Origin of the sequence: Methylobacter tundripaludum SV96, from assembly GCF_000190755.2 — a bacterium.
In the GTDB taxonomy this organism is placed as follows: Bacteria; Pseudomonadota; Gammaproteobacteria; order Methylococcales; family Methylomonadaceae; genus Methylobacter_A; species Methylobacter_A tundripaludum.
In genome coordinates, this window is record NZ_JH109152.1 from 1,456,391 (window position 1) to 1,480,436 (window position 24,046).

A 24,046-nucleotide genomic window follows, 5' to 3' on the forward strand; every position below is an offset into this window, starting at 1 on the left:
TTTTTCTGAGTCCACCCCCATTAGAGAGCGATGATCCTTTTTAAAAATCTTCCCGTTTTATTATTTTTTAGTTTGTTGATTGCCACGACCGCGGCAAACGCAGAAGACGCCGAAATCACGACCCCGGCAGCGCCCACCATTGCTGCCAGCGGCTACATATTAATGAACTATGACACCGGCAAAGTACTGGCAGAAAACAACGCCGATGTTAAGCTTGCCCCCGCCAGTCTCACCAAGATTATGTCTGTTTATGTGGTGTTTCGGGAAATCAGCAATGGCCACCTACATTTAAACGACCTGGTCACTATCAGCCAAAAAGCCTGGGAAACACCCGGTTCGCGTATGTTTATTGAAGTCGGCAATCAGGTTAAAGTTGAAGACCTGTTAAAGGGCGTCATCATTCAATCCGGCAACGATGCCAGCGTTGCTTTGGCGGAACATATCGCCGGTGATGAAACCACTTTTGCCGACATGATGAATCAACATGCCGAACGTCTGGGCATGAAAAACAGCCATTTCCAGGATAGCAATGGCTTACCCATCGACAACCACTACACCACCGCCCGCGATCTGGCCATACTCAGCCAGGCTTTAATCAAGGAATTTCCTGACTACTATCGTTGGTTTTCACAAAAAGAATTCACCTTCAACAACATCGTTCAGCACAACCGCAACCAACTGCTTTCTCGTGATGAGACAGTGGATGGTATTAAAACCGGTTTTACCGATGCCGCCGGCTATTGCCTGGTCGCTTCCGCGTTAAGAAACGACATGCGCCTGATTTCCGTGGTGATGGGCGCCAGCAGCCCCAACGCCAGAGCTAACGAAAACCAGAACCTGCTCAACTACGGCTTTCGTTTTTTTGAGGCGCACAAACTGTATCAAGGAAAAACCTCCCTGGCCGAAGCGAGAGTTTGGAAAGGCGACACTAAAAACCTGCAACTTGGCTTGGCCGAAGATCTTTATGCCACGATTCCCCGTGGCCATTACAACGACCTAAAAGCCGTTATCAACATTGATAAAAAAATTACCGCGCCGGTTAAAGAAGGCACAAAACTGGGTACGGTCAACGTCACACTTAAAAATGAAGTGGTCGCCAACAAAGACCTGATCGCCCTGAAATCGGTAGAACAAGGTAATATTTTCCAGCGGATCTATGACAGTGCCATGATGATGCTGGAGAAACCGGATGGACAATAAAACCGTCTATTTAAACGGCCAGTATTTGCCGTTAGCCGATGCAAAAGTATCGGTCATGGATCGCGGCTTTTTGTTTGGCGACGGGATTTATGAAGTAATCCCGTCCTACTCGGGTTCGTTGTTTCACTTTCAGGAACACATGGAACGGCTGGAAAACAGCCTGTCTTCGATACGTTTAGCAAACCCGCATGACCGGGCGCAATGGCTGGAAATCCTGACGCCCTTGCTGGATACCAGCCTGGATCAATATATTTACCTGCAAATTACCCGTGGCATCGATTCCAAAAGAGACCACTCTTTTCCGGAAAACGTTACGCCTACCGTGTTCGCGATGTGCTCAAACATCGTGCCGCTTGCAAATCTGGATTCCGGAGTAAAAGCCATCAGCGTCGATGACAGCCGCTGGGAATTGTGCAACGTTAAAGCCACCACGCTGCTGGCCAATATTTTGCTCAGACAACAGGCTGTAGAAAAAGGGTGTGCCGAAGCCATCCTGGTTAAAGACGGCTATGTGACTGAAGGCGCCGCCAGTAATATATTTGCCGTCATCGACGGCATCCTGATTACACCGCCGCAAGGCTCCGAAATATTGCCGGGCATAACCCGCGATGTCATTCTGGAAATCGCCAGGAAAAACAACATCCCCTATAGTGAAGACATCATTTCACTGGATGCCTTAAAAACAGCCAGCGAAATTTGGTTAACCAGCTCTACACGGGAAATCGTACCGGTTGTTCAACTTGATAATGAAACCATTGCAAACGGCAAACCCGGCCCCATATGGCGAATCATGAATCAATTATTCCAGGCTTACAAGCAATCACGACCATGAGCGAAGAAACCCTATTAGAATTTCCCTGCCAATTCCCGATCAAGGCAATGGGCAAAACCGATCTGGAACTCGACCTGCTGGTTATAGAAATCGTGCGTCGCCATGTTACCGACATTAACGAAAACGCCGTGACCACACGCCCCAGCAAAGACGGCAATTACATCGCCGTCACCGTAATCATAGAAGCATCCAGCAAGCAGCAACTGGATGCTATTTATCAGGATTTAACCGACCATCCGCATGTCTTGATGGCTTTGTAGAGTCGTTGCAGCGCAACGTCGCCTCATGCCGATAACCATCCGTAACCTGGGCATTCAGCCCTATGAATCCACCTGGCAAGACATGCAGCGATTTACCCAAAATCGCGAGGCAGAAACCGCCGATGAAATCTGGATCACCGAACACCCTCCCGTTTATACGCTGGGCTTAAACGGCAAGCGTGAGCATCTGCTGAATACCGGCGCGATTCCGGTCATTAATTCCGACCGTGGCGGACAAGTGACCTATCACGGCCCCGGCCAGCTGATTATTTACACCCTGGTCGATATTAAACGTCTGAATTTCGGCGTCCGCCAACTGGTCACAACCCTGGAACAAGCCATGATCTTCGCCTTGGCGCAACACGGCATTATCGCCGTAGCCAGAGCCGACGCCCCCGGCGTTTACGTAGATAACAAAAAAATCGGTTCCATCGGCCTGCGCATTAAAAGAAATTGCAGCTATCATGGCCTGAGTATCAACAACCACATGGATTTGCGCCCTTTCGACCATATCAATACCTGCGGTTATTCAGAACTTGAAGTTACCCAACTGGCCGATCTGGGCGTGACTGTCAGCAATGCTGAACTCGCCATTCCTGTTACCCAAGCTATCATTACGGCATTACAACAATGACTTATCAAGCGCCCTCTCGTTCCACGCCCGAATCTCACCAGCGCAACACCGAAAAGCTGGCAAGAATCCCGATCAAAGTGGAACCAGCCGAAACCACTTTGCGCAAACCCGAATGGATACGCATAAAAATATCGGCCAGCGATGAAGTCACCCGCATCAAACAACTGCTGCGCGAAAACAACCTGCATACCGTTTGCGAAGAAGCCGCCTGCCCCAATCTGGGAGAGTGTTTTCAGCACGGCACCGCCACGTTCATGATCATGGGCGATTTATGCACCCGCCGCTGCCCTTTTTGCGATGTCGCACATGGCAAACCGCTGGCGCTGGACAAAGACGAGCCACAGCACCTGGCCGATGCGATACAGGTCATGGCCTTGAAGTACGTAGTCATCACTTCGGTAGACCGCGATGATTTAAGAGACGGCGGTGCCGGACATTTTGCCGAGTGTATCGAAAAAATCCGCCGGCAAACGCCCTCCACCAAAATAGAAATTCTGGTGCCCGACTTTCGCGGACGCATCGAAAAAGCCGTAGCCCTATTAGCCGAACATCCCTGCGACGTATTCAACCACAACCTGGAAACCGTCCCCCGGCTGTACAAACAAGTCCGCCCCGGTTCCGACTACCAAGGCTCGCTGAATTTGTTGCAACAATTCCACCAAGCCCAGCCGCAAGTCCCCACCAAATCGGGTCTGATGCTCGGCGTAGGCGAACATCAGGACGAAGTCCATCAAGTCATGAAAGATTTATTAGCCCACGGCTGCTCAATGCTGACCATAGGCCAATACCTGCAACCCAGCAAAGCCCATTTGCCGGTTCAAAGCTACATCACCCCCGAACAATTCGATGAATACGGCGCAGTTGCCAAGGCCCTGGGGTTTAAACAAGTCGCCAGCGCACCGATGGTTCGGTCGTCCTACCATGCAGATCTTCAGGCTAAATCTGTCATTCAGGAGTGACGGACACAGCTATTTACGACTGAACAATGCTTATCGCTACTAATACGGCATGGATTCACGTCAGGCTATATCGCCTAACGCCCTTCGGGTTAATACAAATCTGTTCCAGCTCTCAGATGGGGAATGCAGTTAAATAAAGCTTAGAAAAGTCGGGCATAAGCCCGACTTTTCTGTTTTCAGTTGCATACCTTACCGAGCTCTGATAGCTTTAGTGCCATTCTTAATCAAACGATTGCGAACTATGGACCCAACCACAATTGAACGCGAAGCTTTGCACCTGCCTGTATCGGATAGAGCCAAGCTCGCTCATAAACTATTGTTAAGCCTTGAAGATATGTCTGAACCTGAAATTGAGCAGGCATGGCTTGACGAGGCGGAGCGTAGGGCGGCAGAAATAGATCAGGGGCTTGTACAGCTTATCCCCGCCGAAGAAGTTAGCCGCAAAGCGCGGGCATTATTGCGGTGAGTTATTACTTTCATCCCGGCGCTGAAGCAGAACATTTTGAAGCCATCGCGTTCTTTGAATCTCGACAGCCGGGTCTTGGCGTTGCGTATCTTGCTGAGCTAGAGGAACTTATGGCAAACGTTGTCCATGCGCCGCATCGTTACCGTATTGAACGCAAACCCAACATTCGGCGTATTTTTCTCAAACGGTTTCCATTCAATGTTATTTTTCGAGATGTCGAGGGTGTCGTTCAAGTCCTTGCCATTGCACACAAGCGGCGCAGACCCGACTACTGGTTAGGCCGCCTCTAATACATCAAGACCGTAAGATGTGCGGAGTGGATAGGATGTGGTGACGATAGGAACCGCATCGTTCGCGATTGATACGCTTCACTGTGTTCAGCACATCCTACGGCCAAGACAGTAAATAGCAATACACAGTTTTTCATAGGGTGTTTTTCTTGTTTATATCTCGGTAAACATAACTGAAAGCCGATCGGGGCATGCTGCCCCGATCGAAACGTTTGGCGTTGGTTCAATGTAACAGTACTTCGAACATCTCAGAAACGTTAGGGACGGGGTTACAAACCCCGTCCCGCTTAGAGAGATCCATCCCTTTGCCTTACAGCTTTATTTCAATTGCTGTATAGCTTCAAATGCGTATGTAAAATCTGAATTAGAATTTGGTAGGTTTTGTCCACCTGGCACATTTCTCTTTAAAAACTTGATCACTGTAGCTAATGCCGCTCCTGTGTATCTACCTAACTCAATAGGTATTCCCTGTGAATCAGCAGCTTGCTCGCCTAAACTTGCCCAAAAAACAAGATCAGGATTTTTAGTATATAAAGCAATAGATTCACTAATGGTTTTAATCCCTGAGCCGTCTAAAGCTGAATAAATATCCGTTAGTGATGATGATATTTCATGAATAGCAGCATCTGTTGCTCTTCGTTCGTCTGATGAACTAAGAATTTTTTCTCTTAATGCATCAAGCGCTCTCCTAAGGCGTATCAGTTCTCCTTGATACTTAGCCTTAAAATCTAAAATATCTTCAAAGGGGGTTAGTTTTGCCGGAACAGGAAGACAATTGACAAGCTGTACATCGATTAATTCTTTTTGTTCGTGTGTCCCCGGAAGTAAAAGCTTTTCGCCACCAGCTTGACCTACACTCCAAATATTTCCAGTTGTTTCTGATAGTTGTTTAGAAAGCTTAATCCGTGCGGCTGACGATACAATGTGAAATTGATTTCCGGAAAGTCCCCAAAAATGAGCTTCTAGCTCTGGTGGTGGTAGAGACTGAAGATCAAGAGATTGAATGTCAATAATCTCAGTCTTAAATAAACCTTCCGATTCGAGAAATAAAATATCTTGAGTGGGAGTTCCAGAAAAAGAGTGACCGTTTAATCCAACACCAGCATAAGTTATGTGATCCCAATAAAGCAGCCATTTTGCTAAATCTTCTGTATCAACATTGCCATTTATTGAAAATAATCCATTTTCTAAGTTTATTCGGCTCCCGATAACTACTCCTCTTTTCATAACAGATTTTCCTTATGATTGTCTAACAAGTTATTATCTGGAACTCAGTCCTGTAGGCCGGAATAAGCCGATTCGAGCGACAGCGAGAATTGGTGTTTCCGGCAAATACCACCGGAACTCGCCGGAAACGCCACCTCGCGCTACGCGCTTGGATGGCCTTATTCCGGCCTACCGTGCTGCCTGTATCGGATAGAGCCAACTCTACATACAGGCTACGCGATCAATAAAATCTTCAACCTCAACTTGATCAAATGGCCAACCCAACTCCTGTTTGGTCTCGGGATCATATAAAACCGGAATGCGCAGAGCATATAGCTCCTGCCATTGCTCCTGTTCGGCAATATCCACAGTCTCAACGCCATCCGGCACACAGGCATTAACAATAATCTCCGCCTGTTCGCAAAGATGGCAACCGGAGGTGCCAAACAGCATTAAGCGCATATTAATGATGCAAATGCGCAGCCAGCCAGCGTTCGGCGACTTCTTCGGCGATGCCTTTGCGTATGGCGTAATCTTGCAGCTGGTCTTTATCTATCTTGCCGACGTTAAAATACTGCGACTCGGGATGGGAAAAATACCAGCCGCTTACCGCTGAGGCGGGGTACATTGCATAACTCTCGGTCAGCTCTATGGTGGTATGTTCGGTCACATTGAGTAATTCAAACAGCTTGCCCTTTTCGGTATGATCGGGACACGCAGGATAACCGGGCGCAGGCCGTATGCCTTGATAGGCTTCGTTGATTAACTGATCGGCCTCATGAGCTTCATCTTTGGCATAGCCCCAATACTCTTTTCTGACCACTTGGTGCATGTATTCTGCAAACGCTTCGGCCAATCTGTCGGCCAGCGCTTTGAGCATGATTGAGCTGTAATCGTCATTGTCCTGCTCAAACTCTTGCAGTTTTTGCTCTATGCCGATGCCGGTCGTGACCGCAAAAGCGCCGATATAGTCGGCTTTGCCGCTGTCAACCGGGGCGATAAAATCGGACAGGCAATAATTGGGTCTGCCCGGCGCTTTGACGTTCTGTTGACGCAAATGATGCAGGGTTTCCTTTTTCTGGCTGCGGGTATCATCGGTGTACACCACGACATCATCGCCGTCGCTGTTGGCCGGGAAGAATCCGACTACGGCGCGGGCGGTCACCCATTCTTCGCTGATGATTTTTTTCAGCATGTCCTGTGCGTCTTGAAACAGCTTTCTGGCTTCAACGCCGATGACTTTGTCGTCGAGTATTTTGGGGTAGCTTCCGGCCATTTCCCAGGTTTGGAAAAACGGCGACCAGTCGATGTACCAGACCAGCGTATCCAACGGAAAATGATCGATGACTTTTATGCCCAGGAACGACGGTTTAACCGGCTCGTAGTTGCCCCAGTTGAATTTATTGCGCCGGGCGTCTTCTAAAGGATGTTGCTTGGTTTTGGCTTCCCGGCCTTTGTGCCGTTCCCTGACTTCCTCGTATTCTTCCCGGACGCTGTTGACGAACTCGTCTTTTAAATCGGCGCTGAGCAAGTTGCTGGCGACGCCGACGCCGCGCGACGCATCGGTCACGTAAACAATCGGGCCGTCGTAATTCGGGGCGATTTTGACTGCGGTATGCGCACGCGAAGTTGTCGCTCCGCCTATCATTAACGGAATGGTAAAGCCCTGGCGCTGCATTTCTTTGGCGACATGCACCATTTCATCGAGCGACGGCGTAATCAGGCCGCTTAAGCCGATAATGTCGACGTTTTCCAAACGCGCGGTTTGTAAAATATTTTCGGCGGGCACCATCACGCCCATATCAATCACGTCATAGTTATTACATTGCAAGACCACGCCGACGATATTCTTGCCGATGTCATGCACATCGCCTTTTACCGTCGCCATCAGGATTTTGCCGTTGGTTTGCCGTTCACCTGCCGCTTTATCGGCTTCCATAAACGGCATCAAATAAGCCACAGCCTTTTTCATGACCCGCGCCGATTTGACCACTTGCGGCAGGAACATTTTGCCCGCGCCGAACAAGTCGCCGACTACATTCATGCCGTCCATTAACGCGCCTTCAATGACATGCAACGGTCTTTCGGCCTCCAGTCTTGCCTGTTCGGTGTCTTCGTCGATGTAATCGGTGATGCCTTTAACCAGCGCATGTTCCAGACGCTTGGTGACCGGCCAGCTGCGCCATTCCAGGTCCTGCTCTTTTCCGGCGCTGCTGCTGCCGTCGCCGCGATATTTGTCGGCAAGTTCCAGCAATTTATCGGTACCGCTGCCGTCGTGCCGGTTTAAAATAACATCTTCAACCGCATCGCGCAGATCTCGGGGAATATCTTCATAAATCGCCAATTGACCGGCATTGACGATGCCCATATCCATGCCGGCCTGAATGGCATGATATAAAAACACCGCATGGATCGCTTCCCGTACCGGATTATTGCCCCGAAACGAAAACGATACGTTGGACACGCCGCCGGAAATCAGCGCGTAAGGCAAGGTGCGTTTGATCTCTTGGGTGGCTTCAATAAAATCCAGGCCGTAATTGTTGTGTTCGTCAATGCCGGTGGCGACGGCGAATATGTTGGGATCGAAAATAATATCTTCGGGCGGAAAACCGACTTGTTCGGTGAGAATCTTGTAAGCCCGTTGGCATATTTCGACTTTCCGGGCCTTGGTATCCGCCTGCCCTTCTTCATCAAAAGCCATGACGATAACCGCCGCACCATAGCGACGTACCAGTTTGGCATGTTCGATAAACGCCGCTTCGCCTTCTTTCAGCGAGATGGAATTCACCACGCCTTTGCCCTGAATGCATTTAAGTCCGGCTTCCAGAATTTCCCATTTGGACGAATCCAGCATGATCGGCACTTTGGCAATGTCAGGCTCGGACGCGATCAGCATCAAAAAGCGTACCATCGCTTCCTTGGACTCCAGCATGCCTTCGTCCATATTGATGTCGATAATTTGCGCGCCGTTTTCAACTTGCTGTTCGGCTACGTCCAGCGCCGCTTCAAAATCGCCTTCAATAACCAGTCGTTTGAACGCCGCCGAACCGGTCACGTTGGTGCGCTCGCCGACATTGACGAATAATGAATCCGGCCCGATGTTCAGGGGTTCGAGTCCTGATAATCGACACTGTTTGGGTATCTCCGGAACCATTCTTGGACTGTATTGTTGCACAGCTTCAACGATCGCTTTGATATTCGCAGGCGAGGTTCCGCAACATCCGCCGATAATATTCAGGTAGCCGTTTTTCGCCCAATCGGCCAGCTCTTCGGCCATCGCTTCGGGCGTTTCGTCGTATTCTCCGAACTCGTTAGGCAAGCCCGCATTGGGGTGGGCGGAAATATGCGTGTCGGCAATACTCGATAATTCGGCGATATACTGGCGTAATTCTGTTGCACCTAACGCGCAGTTAAAACCGAACGAGATCGGCTCTACATGCTTCAGTGAATTCCAGAAAGCGGCAACAGTTTGTCCGGACAGCGTCCTGCCCGATGCATCGGTAATGGTGCCGGAAATCATTACCGGCAATTTGTAGCCGATCTTTTCAAAATATTGTTCAACCGCAAAAATGGCGGCTTTGGCATTCAGGGTATCGAAAACGGTTTCAATCAGGATAATATCCGCACCGCCATCAATCAGGCCTTGAGTGGCTTCTGTGTAGGCAAGAACCAAGTCGTCGAAAAAGATATTGCGAAAGCCCGGATCGTTAACATCGGGTGACATGGAGGCCGTGCGGTTGGTAGGGCCTAAAACGCCGGCAACAAAACGCGGCTTTTCCGGTGTCTTTTGGGTGTATTCATCAGCCGCTTCTCTAGCCACACGCGCCGCCGCGACATTCATTTCATAGGCCAGCGATTCCATTTTATAATCGGCCATGGCGATGCTGGTCGCGTTGAAGGTATTGGTCTCAACGATGTCGGAGCCGACTTCAAAATACGCGCTATGAATGGCTTTAATAATGTCCGGCTGGGTCAGCGATAAAAGATCGTTATTTCCCTTAAGATCAACCTCCCACTGGGCAAAACGCTCGCCACGATAATCTTTTTCTTCCAATTTGTAGCTTTGGATCATCGTGCCCATCGCACCATCAAGAAATAAAATGCGCTGGGATAATTGCTGCTTTAATAATTCTGTTTTGCTCATAGGAACGGTCCAGGGGGGTTATTTAATTTGGATATAATCATTGCTTAAAACATCATCAAGCACTATTATTTTTCACTATTTTTGCCGGAGATGAGCATGTCAAAACCAACGATTACTCAAGTCATAAAGAGCGTTCTAGCTGCAGCCATTGGCGTGCAAAGCGACGATAACAGGCAACAGGACTTCACACAGGGATCTCTCGTAACGTATGTTATTGCAGGATTAATTTTTACTGTGCTTTTCGTTTCCGGTCTCGTCTTTCTTGTTTCTACTATTTTAGGTAAATAGCATTTAGATAGCAGAACCTCTAATCCAGGAAACAATGCAGCCATAAAAAAAGCCCAAGCATCACTTGGGCTTTTTTTTATAACCAGCTTTATGCCTTACTTTTCAGACGACGTTTTGAAGCTTTGTTTTATGCTTTGAAACATTTCTTTAATGTCGCCAAATAAATTGCCGACTGTAATTGGCTCCTTGGTAATAAATTTTACCCGAATCAGCGCCGCCGCTAAAACGCCGACGATTGACGGCATCAGTTCCAAGTACAATGAAAGCAGAACACCCCCAAACCCCTGAAAACCGCCTTCATTTTTCCTATCGCCAATACTGGTTAAATCGCGCTCGTAGTCGCTACCACCCTCACCACCTCGTATTGCCTCTAAAATATAAAGATTGACATCGATAAATCCCAGCTGCACTACAAAAAAGGCAACCGCACCAATCGCGACCCACATCATTACATTACTCGTCTTTGCTCTCATAGCCGACTGGTAAATCCAGAGGGCTACCAAAATCATTACAATGCCACCTATCATAGCTATATCCTTTTTTAAATTATTTTTTTGTTAGAAAGAAAAAGTATGTACACTTTAATATCATGTTTGAACCCTCTTTTTCAACCACTTTGCAGGATTCATATTTTTCTCGTCCAGGAGAGGATTGTTTTCTGATTTCCCCATTTTCGATGGAATATTTTAACGCAATTTTTAACGCGCTGATCCGCCCAGCGACATCGGATGCAGATGAAATAAGAGTTCCATCTGCCTTAAACTCCCATTCCTGAGTCACAGCTTTTTTGGGACTCGTTAACGAAACCGCTTCATCATGAAGATTCCATTTCCCTAAAATTTCAGAATTATCTTTTAGTTGAACGTCAGCATTCGCCGATAACGTAAAGAAAATTGCGACCAGTGGTAATATTTTAACGCATCTATTCATCATAATTCCTTATCTCAAAATGTATCAGCACTCAAAAACAGATTTTAAACTATACCACACTGGCTATCGAGCAATAAATTTCAACCGGAAACAATAGTTACATCTCATCAACAAAAACACACAACAATAAGCCTTGACTTTAACTTTCCCTAAAGTATTATGCTCATTCCGTTTGCTATGTAATTAGCAATATTTCTAAAAATACAAAATTATAGGTAGGACATCCCATGGGAGCGATCTTAGATATCACCGAAATGTTAAAAGAACCAGCTGGTATGGTCGGCGCGGTTGTAGTTATAGCTGCTGGCTACTTCCTCGTAAAGTGGGTATTCGCCGAGCACCCAGACGACGAAAAATAAGTCGTTTACCGATTTAATCTTAACTTAGGCCGCTCACTTCAACTCTTTACGAGTTGAGTGCGGCCTTTGTTTTGTCTGCACATTTCAATACATAAACCCCACATTTCTTATATAATTTATACATCCTCTCGATTTTTCGAATCATGAAATGTATAAACTTATATCCAGCAAAATTCTAGAACTTCATTCCAAGCAGGCTCCTGCCTCTGGCATAGGCTTATTCCGGATTTTTTACGGTCTAATCACTCTACAGGAAATTATTTTCCTGCTGTATTTTAATCATTTAATTTTCGACCCTATACCCTATATAGATGTCGAATTCCCGATGATCCCTTTTTTCTTGTGCCTTTGGGGCGTTATTGCGACTTTTATTGTGGCAGGTTACCGCTACCAATTTGCAATGACCTGCAATTACATTATCTGGATTATTTTTGTTAACTTCACCCCCATGCAACGGGATTTTGATGGCGGCTTTGATTTATTCATGATCGGAGCGGGATTTTTCCTGCTGTTTATGCCGGGAGATCGGGCATTTTCAATAGACAACCTTCGATATAAGCTTAGCACCCCTTTTACTCATTACAGCGCCTATCCGAAACCAACCGTTTCAACCCTTGCCTACACCCTGCCCGTTGCTATTTGCCTCGGCTTTCTCTACTTTGACTCAGCCATACACAAAATGTTTGCCGAACACTGGCGTAATGGCCTCGGTACTTGGCTACCCGCGACACAGCCTTATTATGTTTCAGCCATCGACATGTCGTCCTTGCTGAATAACACACTACTGCAAAACATTCTCGGCTACACGATTTTAATCTTCCAATTTACCTTTATCTTCTTTTTTACCCAGCGCCGGTTACGCATAATCTATTTATTAGTCGGCCTCGGACTGCATCTTGGCATTACCTTATCTTTTAATATTTACCCTTTTGGCTTGGGGATGCTCAGCTTTTATACCTTACTCGTCCCTTTTAAGTGGTGGCGTTGCATTGGCCGACTGGTTACCGCAAAGCAGCCGTCTCTTACAGTATTTTATGACCAGCTATGCCCTTTGTGCAATCGTACCGTCCTGATCCTTAATCATTTCGACCTATTCAGCTGCATAGACTTTAAAAGCGCTCAGGAACACGCAGCACACTACCCAGCGCTTGCTTCCATCAATAATGAAACACTTTTAACCGATTTATACGCACTGGATCGCACTAACCGCATTTATTCGGGCGTTGACACTTATGCCCGGATCTTTATAAAAATGCGTTATTTATTTCCTATCGGTATTATTTTGAACCTTCCGGGAATTCATCAATTTGCCTTAAAAAAATACCGCTCCATTGCCGACACACGCAATCGCATCCCTTGCTCATCCGCTTGCCCGATACCACAAGTCTTGCCGGACACCACTCTCTATCATCAATTTTTTGAAAGCGTTGCCGCACAAAAACCGCAGGCATTTTCCAGAAAGCTTTCAAAAATATTACTAGCGCTACTCGTTTTGCAATTAAACAGCTCCATCCATTACGGGCTTATTTACAGACTCAATGCCGATAACCCTCAAAATCCCATCTCACAAGCCAGTAACGCTGTTTTAATGATCTCACAGACCTTCTTAGGCATTACCCCGCACGCGCTTTATCTGCACGATCATTTTGCAGGGTACGATCATATTTTAGCGATCACTTACACCGACCAAGATGGCGCTGAACGCTGGCTGCCTTTTGTCAATGAACAAGGTCGTCTTCTTGCTCCCAACTGGGGTCGAGTTCACTCCATGTGGGCCAACATCGCCGTTACGCCAAACATTGACAACAAACGCTTGCATAAATTTATTATGAAAGTCACTGCTTTTTGGGGACAGAAAATCGGCTTGAACCTTGATAACGTCGTTTTCAACATAAAACTTAAAAAAATCAGCGCCCCTTCTTACTGGGTTAAAGACCAATTGCACAAAAATTTCACATCTCCGTGGACCACTATCGGAACGGCAAAATGGACTGGCAACCGAATTTCTTTTGATCTGCCTGACAATATCAACGAACTTTAATTATGCCGATGATTATTGATTTTTTATTATTGCATCATCATTCCAGTCATGATATAAAATGCATGTGCTTTAATTTAACGGCGCAAATTAATAAAAATAATTGAAACCCCTTTGGAGGATATTCTTATGAATAAAATTTTATCTCTTATAGCTATGGCATTAATGATTGTTGGATTGACTGGCTGCATCGACAACCCAGATGATTCTAAACAAAAAGTTTCTAGCTCTATTCAACTGTAAATAGAGCGCTTAGCAGTACCAAAAAGCCCGGCATAAGCCGGGCTTTTTGTTTTTACAAGCTTTCAACTTGCTTGCCAAAGACAAGCTCGAAATTACTATACCAGCCTCGCCTTATCGCCGTATTCCCCTTGATCGAACCGTCTTCACTGTAACTCGTTATAGCGTTCACACTGCTACCCTTAAAGCAAAAATCTCCGCCGCACTTAAGTAGTTACGCAAAAGTTATTTGGAATTTTTTACCGATGTCACTCAGGATTTCCAACACCCACTTTTTCAAGTGTCCGTAACTTTGATAGGCATCAAGCGGCAACCATTCGTACTTAACTTTACGCCAGAGTATTTCGATCAGGTTCAGCTCCGGGCTGTAAGGCGGAAGAAAATGTAAGCACACACCACGTTGTTGCCAGCCCGCCAGCTTTTCTTTGAATACGCCGCTACGATGAATGGAAGCATTATCCAACACCACACAGCACGGCACTTTAGTTTCTTCGTACTTGCCTGCATACGTTTCGACAAACGCATCAAAGGCATTGACAACCGTATCCGTTGTCACCGATTGTTCGGAGCTGTGGAAAAACAGATCATTGCTGCGACTCAAAAAACCTAACACATTCATGCGCTTGCTACGATAGCAGGGTATTTGTCGGGTCTCGCCAATCCGTTGCCATCCATAGGGTACACAGGGTGTCGTGCTAAATCCGGATTCGTCAAAGTAGTAAAGCTTCAATTCCCCATCATCCTCTTGCTGTTTCAAGGCCTTCAGATATGCCTTATCACGTTGGAAATCTGCTTCATTACGCTTTCCCTTCACTGATTGCCGACAACGTTTCCAGGCATAGGCACTTTTTTTAAAATTCGTTTAAAGGTGTCAAGGCTGGCTTCCTTGCCCGTCTCCTCCAGCAATCGTGCTGCGGCGGCCTTGGGCTGGTGTGGGTTTTTGTCAATATAGCCCAGAAAAACGGCTTGTTCCTCAACCGTGAAGCGCACAGGCCTACCGCTTCGTGGACAATCGTAAAGCCCTATTAATCCCTCTGTTTCCCATTTGTCTAACCATGAGCTGACAGTCTCATGCTGGGACTCAAACAATTCGCTCAGCCGTGCAATTACATACCTTCTATTATTCAATAAGATAGCATGTGCCCGTTGTCTAACCCGGAATAATGGGTGGTTACGATAGGCTTCGGTTAACGTTACTTCCTCTTCCGGGGTCAGTTTGGCGATGAATTTCAGGTGGACTCCTAATTTTTGTCTGTTATTGCAATCGTTTCCAGTTTGACACAATAAATTTACTTCCTAATAACTTTCGCATTACTACTTAACAAGCGACGTAAATTATTTTCTCCAGAATTCCGGTACAAATAAAATAACAATGGAAAATATTTGCACCCGCCCCAGAAGCATTGCAAAGATGCAGATACCCGTTTGAACATCGCTCAAACTGGCGTAATTGGTTGCAGGCCCCACCTGATTGAGACCCGGTCCTGCGTTGTTAAAACAGGCAATAATCGCCGAAAAAGCGCTTATAAAATCCATGCCGCTCAACAACAGCATGAATACCAGAATGACAATGCTGATGAAATACAGAAAAATAAATCCGGTCACAGAAGCGACAATTTTATTACTCACCACGGTGTCGCCGATTTTCATGGATTTAACCGCAAAAGGGTGAATGAACTTAAACAACTCCAGACGCGCCTGCTTCATCAGGATGATGGTACGAATCATCCGAATACCGCCGCCGGTGGAACCGGAAGAAGCTGAAATACAACTTAAAAACAACATCCACATCGGCACAAAAATAGGCCACTGATTAAAGTCCTGCGTGGAAAAACCGCAATCGGTAGCGATGGTGACCAAATTAAACGTTGCATGGCGTAACGCGGAAAAAAAATCCGGATAGGTGCCTGCTTGCCACAGCACCGCAGCTGTCATGACGCAGCTCCCCAGCACCAAAGCGAGAAAAGCTCTTGCCTCCCTGTCATCGACATAAGGACTGAATGAGAGTTTCCGGAGAACCACAAAATGGGTGGCGAAATTGATCGCCGCCAGCAATTGAAAGATGGTTAACACCATCTCGATAGAGAGGGAATTGAAAAATCCGACACTACTGTCATGCGTGGAAAATCCGCCTAAACTCATCGCGGAAAAGGCATGGCAAACGGCATCAAACCAATCCATACCGGCCAAGCGCAAGGCAATAATGCAAGCCAAGGTAATGCCCGCATAAACCAGCCACAATGCTTTCGCGGTTTGCGCTATGCGCGGCGGCAAGTCCGATTCCTTGACGGTTCCCGGCGATTCCGCAATATATAATTGCATCCCGCCGATGCCCAGAATCGGCAAAATAGCTACCGCAAAAATAATGATACCCATCCCCGCTATCCAGCATAATTCATGTCTCCACAAATTAATCGACATAGGCAACTGATCAATACCGCTGAATATGGTTGCGCCGGTCGTAGTGAGGCCGGAAACAGTCTCGAAATAAGCGTCGATAAAGCTGAGCTCAGGTAGATACATCATCAGCGGCAAGGTGCAAAACACCGGCGTTATCGACCAAGTAATCGCTACCAACAAAAAACCTGTTTGCCGCGTCACCTTTTTGGGTATGCGTAGCGTCGGAATAAACATCAACGCACCCATCAACACGGTAATCACCGAACCCTGATAAAAAGCACTGGTGGCGCCGTCATTAGCTATGAAAGAGGTCAGCCAACAAGTGGCCATTAAGCCGCTGAACCCTATGGTGACTAAACCGAAAATATTGATGATAGTAAAGATGACATGCATGGGATTAGATTCAAGGCGAAAGGTTCAAGACTAAAGACGAAAGATTAAGGGCTAAGATTTTTTTGCTTTTAGCCCTTAGCCTTTTGCCTGCCCTTAATTAAAGAGGCTGGAATTTTTTCTCGATGTTTACGACCAGTTTTTTATCCATCGCAAACATCACCACATGATCGCCTTCTTCAAACACTGTCTCATGGTGAATCGAAATGACTTGCTGGTTGCGAATCAGCGCTCCCATCACAATGCCTTCAGGAAAATTAATAGAATCCACCCGAAATCCAACGACAGAATTCAGATCGTTACTTTGGTGCGCAATAGCCTCGATGGCCTCAGCGGTACCGCCGCATAGCGAACTGACTTGCGCCACGTCACCGCGGCGCACATGCTTTAGAATACTGCCGAGCGTCTCCTGATTGGGCAGCACGGCAACGTCAATTCCTGTCCCAGGCAAAAGTTTGCTATACGAAACATGGTTGAGTAAACAGATAGCCTTGCGCGCGCCCAAACTTTTTGCCAACGAGGCGGAAACGATGTTGACGCCGTCATTTTCGGTAATCGCACAAAACAAATCAGTACTGTCGATAGACTCGTCAAGCAACAGCGCTTCATCGGCGCAATCAGCTAAAAGCACCACGGTATGATCAAGATCATTGGAGATTTTTTTGGCTCGTATGGGATCTTTTTCAATGATTTTTACTTGATGATCTTTTTCCAGCGCCAGCTCCAAACGCTTGCCGACATGGCCCCCACCGGCAATGATAATTCGCCTTATCGGAGCTTCCAGTTTGTTCAATTCTTTCAATATTCGCCGCACCTCTTCACGAGGCGCCACGAAAAAAACTTCATCGCCCGTTTCGATAACGGCTTCGCCATTCACTGTCAGCGGAATACCTTGCCGAAAAATAGCCACCACGCGAATTTTCCCGCCAACCAAACGATCTTTCAGGCTTTTTATTTTTTTACCCGTTAAGGAACCGTCCGCCACCACCTTGACCGAAAAAAGGCGCACTAACCCATCGGCAAAATCGGAAATATGCTGAACGCCGGGGAATTCGATCAAATTACGGATAGCCTCCATAACGATTTGTTCCGGGCTGATAACAATATCTACCGGAATACCGTTGGGGCCGAATAATTGCGGATTTTTCAGATAATCGACAGCACGCACCCGCGCAATCGTTTTCGGCCGACTGTAAAGCGCATTGATGATCACACACGCCAGCATATTGGTCTCGTCGCTGTCGGTAACCGCGATAATCATATCGGCAGTCCGGGCTCCCGCCTGTTCGAGCACCCTCGGATGCGCCGCGTTACCGGCAACCGTGGCAATATCGAAACGCTCTTTTAGCGCGTCGAGCAACTCCGTCCTGAAATCAACGACGACAATATCGTTCTCCTCGCTTGCCAGCGCCCCAGCAACCGATGAACCGGTAACACCGGCTCCAAGAATAAGTATTTTCATTTGCGCTCTATGGGTATTAAAAATAAAAGCAGGCGAAGGGCGAAAGACAAAAGGTAAAAAACCTTGCGCCCTTCGCCTTTTCGTATCTTTTCCTTACAACCGGGCCAGCACTGCCGCCACCGTTTCACCCATAGCCGCAGGTGTCGGACAGATGGTGACTCCCAACTCTTTCAGTATAGCTACTTTTTCGGCAGCGCTTTCACCCGCTGATGAAATAATCGCACCGGCATGACCCATGCGCCGACCTTCCGGCGCCGTTAAGCCGGCGATATAAGCGATTACCGGCTTGGTCATGTGTTCTTTGGCAAACATCCCGGCTTCAACTTCTTGCGGACCACCGATTTCTCCAATCATGACAACCACTTTGGTTTCCGGATCGGCTTCAAATTTTTCCAAAATATCGCGGTGCGAACTGCCGTTGATCGGGTCGCCGCCGATACCGACAGAGGTCGAAATGCCGATACCCAAACGTTTCATCTGGTCAGCCGCTTCATAGCCCAAGGTGCCTGACCGACCGACGATGCCGACATTGCCTTGCATGTAAATATGCCCAGGCATAATGCCCAGCATGGCGCGGCCCGGACTGATAGTGCCCGCGCAGTTGGGACCGGTCAGGATCATTCTTTTCTCTACGGGAAAACGACGCAGGAAGTTTTTAACCGTCATCATGTCCTGGGTAGGAATACCGTCGGTAATCGCCACACAATATTTAATGCCTGCATCGGCGGCTTCCATGATGGAATCGGCGGCAAAGGCAGGAGGAACAAAGATAATGCTGGCTTCCGCTCCAACTTCGCGTACGGCTTCTTTGACGGTATTAAAAACCGGCAAGCCCAAGTGGGTTTGGCCGCCTTTGCCGGGAGTGATACCGCCGACGACGTTAGAACCATAGTTAATCATGTCCTGAGCGTGAAAACTGCCGATTTTTCCGGTAAAGCCCTGGACAATAATGCGTGTTGTTTCGTCAATTAAAATAGCCATCTTTATGCTCCCTGAGCCGCTTCTTTTGCAACCGCTTCATTGCGCGCTTGCACCGCTTTTTCAGCCGCTTCGGCCAAGGTCTCTGCGGTAATAATAGGCAAACCGCTTTCTGCGATAATCCGGCGGCCTTCTTCAACATTGGTGCCTGACAATCTGACGATCAACGGTATTTTCATATCGATTTTCTTGACCGCCTCAACAACGCCTTCGGCAATCCAATCGCAACGATTGATACCGGCAAAAATATTAACCAGCATGGCTTTGACGCCCTTGTCGGCCAACACTAAGCGAAAGGCTTTTTCGGTACGCTCAGCCGATGCGCCGCCGCCTACGTCGAGGAAATTGGCAGGCTCGCCGCCAGCCAGTTTAATCATGTCCATGGTCGCCATCGCCAAACCGGCGCCGTTAATCATGCAGCCGATGTCGCCATCCAGGCCGACATAGCTTAAACCGCGATCGGCAGCCGCCATTTCGCGTGGATCTTCCTGGGTTTTATCGCGCAATTCGGAAATTTTTTGCTGACGGAACAAGGCGTTGTCGTCAAAGCCCATTTTGGCGTCCAAAGCGACCAACTCGTTACTGCGAGTAACCACCAGCGGATTGATTTCCAGCATGCCGGCATCAAGCTCACGCAGGGCGCGATAACAGCCCCTGATGGTTTTAACCGCATGGCTCAATAACTCAGGCTCCAGGCCCAAGGCAAAGGCCATTTCACGCGCCTGATAATCCTGCAGACCTACGGCAGGTTCGATGTAAATTTTGGTAATGGCATCGGGATTGTTTTCGGCCAATTCCTCGATTTCCATGCCGCCTTGAGCGGAGCCGACCATCACAATGCGCTCCGAGCTGCGGTCAACCAGAAAACAGAAATACATTTCTTTGACGATGTCGGTTCCTGCTTCGACATACAATCTGCCGCACACTTTACCGACAGGACCGGTTTGATGAGTGACCAGTCTTTTGCCCAGCAACGCTTCCGCCGCCGCTTCAACTTCATCGTGGGTCTTGCAGATTTTAATGCCGCCCGCTTTGCCGCGCGCGCCGGAATGAATCTGCGCTTTGACCGCCCAAATGTGCCCGCCAATATCTCTGGCGCGTTGCACGGCTTCTTCCGGGCTGTAGGCCATGCCGCCTTCGGCGATTTTAACGCCGTAACCGCTTAAAATTTCTTTCGCCTGATACTCATGAATATCCACAGCATCTCCTATTTGTGTGTTGTGTAGGTCGGGTTAACGCAACTTAACCCGGCATTTTCGGCTTCGATTATCGGATTACGTTGCCCTCTTATGTCCTAGAGCAAACCCGATCTACAAAATTGTTTATTTTTTTGCTGCGATAGCTTCGGCAGCTCTGACCACGTTATTGGCCATTTTTTCCGATGCGGCATCGATTAAACGACCGTCTAATGCTGCCGCGCCTTTACCTTGCGCTGCCGCTTCCTTCAAAGCAGCCAGTATGCGTTTTGCCTTATCAACTTCAGACGCAGGCGGGGTAAATATTTCGTTGGCTAATTCCACTTGTGACGGATGTATCGCCCATTTACCCTCACAGCCTAAAGCCGCCGCCCGTCTTCCGGCCATTTTGTAGCCTTCGGGATCTTTAATATCGCCAAAAGGACCGTCAATAGGACGCAAGCCATAAGCTCGGCACGCAACCGTCATTCGGCTGATCGCAAAATGCCATTGGTCTCCGGGATAATCAGGATTTAAACCGCCGATGTTAGTGGTTCTGGCACGGTTGCTTGCGGCGTAATCCGCCACACCGAAATGCAAGGCCTCAAGACGACCCGATGCGCCATTGCGTGCAATGTCTTCAACATTCGCCATGCCCAATGCCGTTTCAATCAAGGCTTCAATGCCGATCTTGTTTTTCAGGCCCTGCTGCATTTCCAGCTGGTTCAGCATCGCTTCAACCATATAAACATCGGCATAAACACCCACTTTAGGAATCAAAACCGTGTCCAGCTTTGCGCCGCACTGCTCGACCAGGTCCACCACGTCACGCACCATGTACTGGGTATCCAGACCGTTGATGCGTACTGAAATGGTGACGCCGTGTCCTTTCCAGTCCAGGTCGTTAATCGCTTCAATAATGTTCTTTCTGGCTTGTAACTTGTCATCAGGCGCTACCGCATCCTCAAGATCCAGAAAAATAAAATCAGCGCCACTTCTCATCGCTTTTTCAAACATTTCAGGGCTAGAACCCGGAACGGCTAATTCACAGCGTTGAACTCGTTGAACTGACGCTGCATATAAGGTGTGGCTCATTTGTGCTTTCCTAATTTCAATGTTGTAAATCCGTTCAGGTTGGCATAACCCGACATTTTTCGGCTACCATTGCCAGTGTCGGTTACGCTAGGTAATCCCGACATACGCGGCTTAAGCCGATCTTAAATCAACCGCACATTTTACTTTCAGAGGTCTCAAAGTCAATTTTTAAAGCTTATTTCCCAGCTCAAGCCCTAATCTAACCTTGCCGATTTTTAGCGGCTATGTCATTATTGCCAGTTTTTGGACATTAGCTTTTTCAATGCCCAAGCTGCATTTCAATCACTCAACTACTACAAAGAGGCAATGCAATGGCTGGTCGTAACCACCTATATATTCCTGGCCCTACCAATGTGCCAAATGAAATTCTTAACGCTATGCATGTCAACATGGAAGACCACCGCTCTCCTGTGTTCCCAAAACTGCTGACACCTCTTTTACAAGATCTGAAAAAAATCTTTAAAACAGAAACCGGACAAGCCTTTATTTTCCCCGCGACCGGCACCGCAGGCTGGGAAGTTGCTTTGACCAACACCTTAAATCCGGGCGACAAGGTTTTAATCTATCGCTTCGGTCAATTCAGCCATTTATGGGCTGAAATGGCGAAACGCCTGGGCTTCGACGTCGAAATTCATCAAGAAGTCTGGGGCAAAGGCATTCCTTTGGACAGAATGGAAGCGCGTCTAAAAGAAGACACCAACCACGAAATCAAGGCCGTTTTGGCGACGCATAACGAAACCGCTACCGGCGTTACCAGCGACATCGGCGGCGTTCGTAAAGCCCTGAACGCGGCCAATCACCCTGCACTGTTATTCGTTGACGGCGTCAGCTCTATTGCAAGTCTCGACTTTCGCATGGACGAATGGGGCGTTGACGGAGCCATCAGCGGCTCACAAAAAGGCTTCATGATGCCCGCCGGCGGCGCGTTCCTGGCATTCAGCCAGAAAGCCTTAGCCGCCGTTGAAACATCAACCTATCCGCGTTGCTTCCTGGACTTAAAAGACCAGATGAACACCAACAAGGACGGCTACACGCCTTACACACCGGCATTGCCTATTCTATACGGCTTGCGCAAAGCGTTAGACTTGTTGCAGGAAGAGGGCTTGGAAAATGTTTATGCCCGTCACCACCGTTTGGCCGAAGGCGTTCGTAAAGCCGTTGCCGCTTGGGGATTAACAACCTGCGCTCAACCCGGTTTCGCATCGGACACCGTGACTGCGATTATTGTCCCTGCGGACAAAGATGCCAGAGATGTGATCAGCACCGCTTTTAGCCGGTACGACATTTCTTTAGGTGCCGGTTTATCCGAATTGGCCGGTAAAGCTTTCCGTATTGGCCATGTCGGCGATATGAACGACGTTTCCATGCTGGGCGCTATCGCAGGCGTTGAAATGGCGATGTTGGACAATGGCTTTGATTTCAAGCCGGGCGTCGGCGTTGCTGCCGCAATTGAATACTACCGTTCAACTGCAAATTAAAAGATAAAAAATAGAACGCTGATGACGCAGATGAGTATGATGAACGCAGATAATTCAAGAAAAAATCTTATTTAATCATAATTATCCGCGTCATCCGCGTTCCATTACACATTTAACAAATGCTGAATCCTTTACTTAACGGCATTGCCCTTATGAGGATACCCCATGAGCAAACCCAAAGTCTTTGTTACCCGCAAGTGGCCTGCCTCAGTCGAAGCCAAACTCAAAGCCCTTTACGATGTCACTTTAAACGAAGATGACCGGCCTTTAAGCGCAGACGAATTCAAATCCGCGCTGCAAAATTACGACGCCGTTTGTCCCACCGTTTGCGATTCATTCCCTGCCGACGTGATCAACGTCGACAACAAACGCTGCAAAATCCTCGGCAACTTCGGCGTCGGCTACAACCATATCGACATTAACGCCGCCAAGGCGCAAGGCTTGGTTGTGAGCAACACCCCCGGCGTGTTGACGCACAGCACCGCCGATATTGCGATGACCTTATTGTTAATGTCCGCGCGTCGCGGCGCGGAAGGCGACCGTCTGGTTCGCGCCAAACAATGGCAAGGCTGGTGCCCGACGCACATGCTGAGCAGCGATGTAACCGGCGCAACCTTGGGCCTGATCGGCTTCGGCCGTATCGCACAAGCCATGGCAAGAAAAGCCCATCACGGCTTCGGCATGAAAATCGTCTATTTCAAACCCAGCCCGGCCGACGAATATGTCACCGACGACCTTAACGCGACCCGTTGCGAGTCCATAGAAGAGCTGCTGCAAATAGCCGACTACGTGTCCTTGCACTGCCCCGGCGGCGAGGCAACCCGGCATTTAATCAATGCCGACATGCTCAACCTGATGAAACCGTCCGCGCACTTAATCAACACCGCCCGAGGCGATGTGGTTGACAGCGCCGCGCTGATTGAAGCGCTCAAAAACAAACGGATTGCCGGAGCAGGTCTTGATGTTTATGAAGGGGAACCTAATGTCCACGAAGGCTTCCTGACCCTCGATAATGTATCGCTGCTGCCGCATTTAGGCAGCGCCACCTTAGGGACACGCACAGCCATGGGCGAAAAAGTGTTAGCCAATCTGGCCGCATTCTTTGCCGGGGACCATCTGCCTGATCGGGTTGTTTAAGAGCCGAGGTTGCTGAGAACGAATTAATATCGGGTTGCAAACTGCATGTAATCCGATGAATTCAATCGTTACCTGTACGAAGGAA

23 protein-coding genes are annotated in these 24,046 nt (G+C 48.0%); 11 read left to right on the top strand and 12 right to left on the bottom strand.

Annotated elements, in window-relative coordinates:
- Positions 1-30 precede the first annotated feature (30 nt).
- From METTU_RS06680 to METTU_RS06710, 7 genes are all read left to right on the top strand, one after another.
- Positions 31-1,200 carry a D-alanyl-D-alanine carboxypeptidase family protein gene (locus METTU_RS06680; protein ID WP_006890553.1) on the top strand — a complete coding sequence of 390 codons (1,170 nt, stop codon included), beginning with the start codon at positions 31-33 and terminating at the stop codon, positions 1,198-1,200.
- On the top strand, positions 1,190-2,032 hold the full coding sequence (locus METTU_RS06685) for a D-amino acid aminotransferase (RefSeq protein ID WP_006890554.1): 843 nt from the start codon (positions 1,190-1,192) through the stop codon (positions 2,030-2,032). The genes METTU_RS06680 and METTU_RS06685 overlap by 11 nt, the downstream gene beginning before the upstream one ends.
- Positions 2,029-2,292: a YbeD family protein gene (locus tag METTU_RS06690; RefSeq protein ID WP_006890555.1), complete on the top strand. Its 264-nt coding sequence runs from the start codon at positions 2,029-2,031 to the stop codon at positions 2,290-2,292. Before METTU_RS06685 ends, METTU_RS06690 begins: the two co-directional genes overlap by 4 nt.
- Before the next feature lie 25 nt (positions 2,293-2,317).
- The gene (gene lipB, locus METTU_RS06695) at positions 2,318-2,926 is read left to right on the top strand and encodes a lipoyl(octanoyl) transferase LipB (protein WP_006890556.1); all 609 of its coding nucleotides are present in this window, start codon (positions 2,318-2,320) and stop codon (positions 2,924-2,926) included.
- A complete protein-coding gene (lipA, locus tag METTU_RS06700) occupies positions 2,923-3,885 on the top strand; it encodes a lipoyl synthase (protein ID WP_006890557.1) in 963 nt (320 codons plus the stop codon). Before lipB ends, lipA begins: the two co-directional genes overlap by 4 nt.
- A 241-nt stretch (positions 3,886-4,126) precedes the next feature.
- Positions 4,127-4,351, top strand: coding sequence for an addiction module protein (locus tag METTU_RS06705; RefSeq protein ID WP_006890558.1), 225 nt, complete (start codon positions 4,127-4,129; stop codon positions 4,349-4,351).
- The gene (locus METTU_RS06710; protein WP_040579680.1) at positions 4,348-4,641 is read left to right on the top strand and encodes a type II toxin-antitoxin system RelE/ParE family toxin; all 294 of its coding nucleotides are present in this window, start codon (positions 4,348-4,350) and stop codon (positions 4,639-4,641) included. Before METTU_RS06705 ends, METTU_RS06710 begins: the two co-directional genes overlap by 4 nt.
- Before the next feature lie 318 nt (positions 4,642-4,959).
- Here METTU_RS06710 and METTU_RS06715 read toward each other — a convergent pair whose 3' ends face one another.
- The 3 genes from METTU_RS06715 to metH all read right to left on the bottom strand — a co-directional run bounded on the left by METTU_RS06715 (position 4,960) and on the right by metH (position 9,991).
- Positions 4,960-5,868, bottom strand: coding sequence for a DUF6236 family protein (locus METTU_RS06715; protein WP_006890559.1), 909 nt, complete (start codon positions 5,866-5,868; stop codon positions 4,960-4,962).
- 201 nt (positions 5,869-6,069) lie between these two features.
- Positions 6,070-6,309 carry a glutaredoxin family protein gene (locus tag METTU_RS06720; protein ID WP_006890560.1) on the bottom strand — a complete coding sequence of 80 codons (240 nt, stop codon included), beginning with the start codon at positions 6,307-6,309 and terminating at the stop codon, positions 6,070-6,072.
- 1 nt (position 6,310) lies between these two features.
- The gene (gene metH / locus METTU_RS06725) at positions 6,311-9,991 is read right to left on the bottom strand and encodes a methionine synthase (protein WP_006890561.1); all 3,681 of its coding nucleotides are present in this window, start codon (positions 9,989-9,991) and stop codon (positions 6,311-6,313) included.
- A 96-nt stretch (positions 9,992-10,087) separates the two neighbouring features.
- Between metH and METTU_RS06730 the strand changes: the two genes are divergently transcribed.
- On the top strand, positions 10,088-10,279 hold the full coding sequence (locus tag METTU_RS06730; protein WP_006890562.1) for a DUF2970 domain-containing protein: 192 nt from the start codon (positions 10,088-10,090) through the stop codon (positions 10,277-10,279).
- 95 nt (positions 10,280-10,374) lie between these two features.
- Here METTU_RS06730 and METTU_RS06735 read toward each other — a convergent pair whose 3' ends face one another.
- Entirely contained in the window at positions 10,375-10,806 is a 432-nt protein-coding gene (locus tag METTU_RS06735) for a hypothetical protein (protein WP_006890563.1), read from the bottom strand.
- A 19-nt stretch (positions 10,807-10,825) separates the two neighbouring features.
- A complete protein-coding gene (locus METTU_RS06740; RefSeq protein WP_150107748.1) occupies positions 10,826-11,212 on the bottom strand; it encodes a hypothetical protein in 387 nt (128 codons plus the stop codon).
- Between the two features lie 504 nt (positions 11,213-11,716).
- Between METTU_RS06740 and METTU_RS06745 the strand changes: the two genes are divergently transcribed.
- Positions 11,717-13,609, top strand: coding sequence for a DCC1-like thiol-disulfide oxidoreductase family protein (locus METTU_RS06745; RefSeq protein WP_006890566.1), 1,893 nt, complete (start codon positions 11,717-11,719; stop codon positions 13,607-13,609).
- Between the two features lie 451 nt (positions 13,610-14,060).
- Here METTU_RS06745 and METTU_RS24360 read toward each other — a convergent pair whose 3' ends face one another.
- From METTU_RS24360 to METTU_RS06780, 7 genes are all read right to left on the bottom strand, one after another.
- On the bottom strand, positions 14,061-14,660 hold the full coding sequence (locus METTU_RS24360; protein WP_050897707.1) for an IS630 family transposase: 600 nt from the start codon (positions 14,658-14,660) through the stop codon (positions 14,061-14,063).
- The gene (locus tag METTU_RS24365; protein ID WP_006893918.1) at positions 14,657-15,130 is read right to left on the bottom strand and encodes a helix-turn-helix domain-containing protein; all 474 of its coding nucleotides are present in this window, start codon (positions 15,128-15,130) and stop codon (positions 14,657-14,659) included. Before METTU_RS24365 ends, METTU_RS24360 begins: the two co-directional genes overlap by 4 nt.
- Positions 15,131-15,181: 51 nt before the next feature.
- Positions 15,182-16,639, bottom strand: a complete 1,458-nt coding sequence (locus METTU_RS06760) for a TrkH family potassium uptake protein (RefSeq protein WP_006890567.1) — start codon at positions 16,637-16,639, stop codon at positions 15,182-15,184.
- A gap of 97 nt (positions 16,640-16,736) precedes the next feature.
- On the bottom strand, positions 16,737-18,098 hold the full coding sequence (gene trkA / locus METTU_RS06765) for a Trk system potassium transporter TrkA (RefSeq protein WP_006890568.1): 1,362 nt from the start codon (positions 18,096-18,098) through the stop codon (positions 16,737-16,739).
- Positions 18,099-18,191: 93 nt separating this feature from the next.
- Positions 18,192-19,079, bottom strand: coding sequence for a succinate--CoA ligase subunit alpha (sucD, locus tag METTU_RS06770; protein ID WP_006890569.1), 888 nt, complete (start codon positions 19,077-19,079; stop codon positions 18,192-18,194).
- 2 nt (positions 19,080-19,081) lie between these two features.
- The gene (locus METTU_RS06775; protein ID WP_006890570.1) at positions 19,082-20,275 is read right to left on the bottom strand and encodes a malate--CoA ligase subunit beta; all 1,194 of its coding nucleotides are present in this window, start codon (positions 20,273-20,275) and stop codon (positions 19,082-19,084) included.
- Positions 20,276-20,398: 123 nt separating this feature from the next.
- Positions 20,399-21,346 carry an HpcH/HpaI aldolase/citrate lyase family protein gene (locus METTU_RS06780; RefSeq protein WP_006890571.1) on the bottom strand — a complete coding sequence of 316 codons (948 nt, stop codon included), beginning with the start codon at positions 21,344-21,346 and terminating at the stop codon, positions 20,399-20,401.
- A gap of 311 nt (positions 21,347-21,657) precedes the next feature.
- On the opposite strand from METTU_RS06780, the gene METTU_RS06785 reads away from it, so the two are divergent.
- A complete protein-coding gene (locus tag METTU_RS06785; protein ID WP_006890572.1) occupies positions 21,658-22,824 on the top strand; it encodes an aminotransferase class V-fold PLP-dependent enzyme in 1,167 nt (388 codons plus the stop codon).
- 165 nt (positions 22,825-22,989) lie between these two features.
- The gene (locus tag METTU_RS06790) at positions 22,990-23,961 is read left to right on the top strand and encodes a 2-hydroxyacid dehydrogenase (protein WP_006890573.1); all 972 of its coding nucleotides are present in this window, start codon (positions 22,990-22,992) and stop codon (positions 23,959-23,961) included.
- Positions 23,962-24,046: the final 85 nt, after the last annotated feature.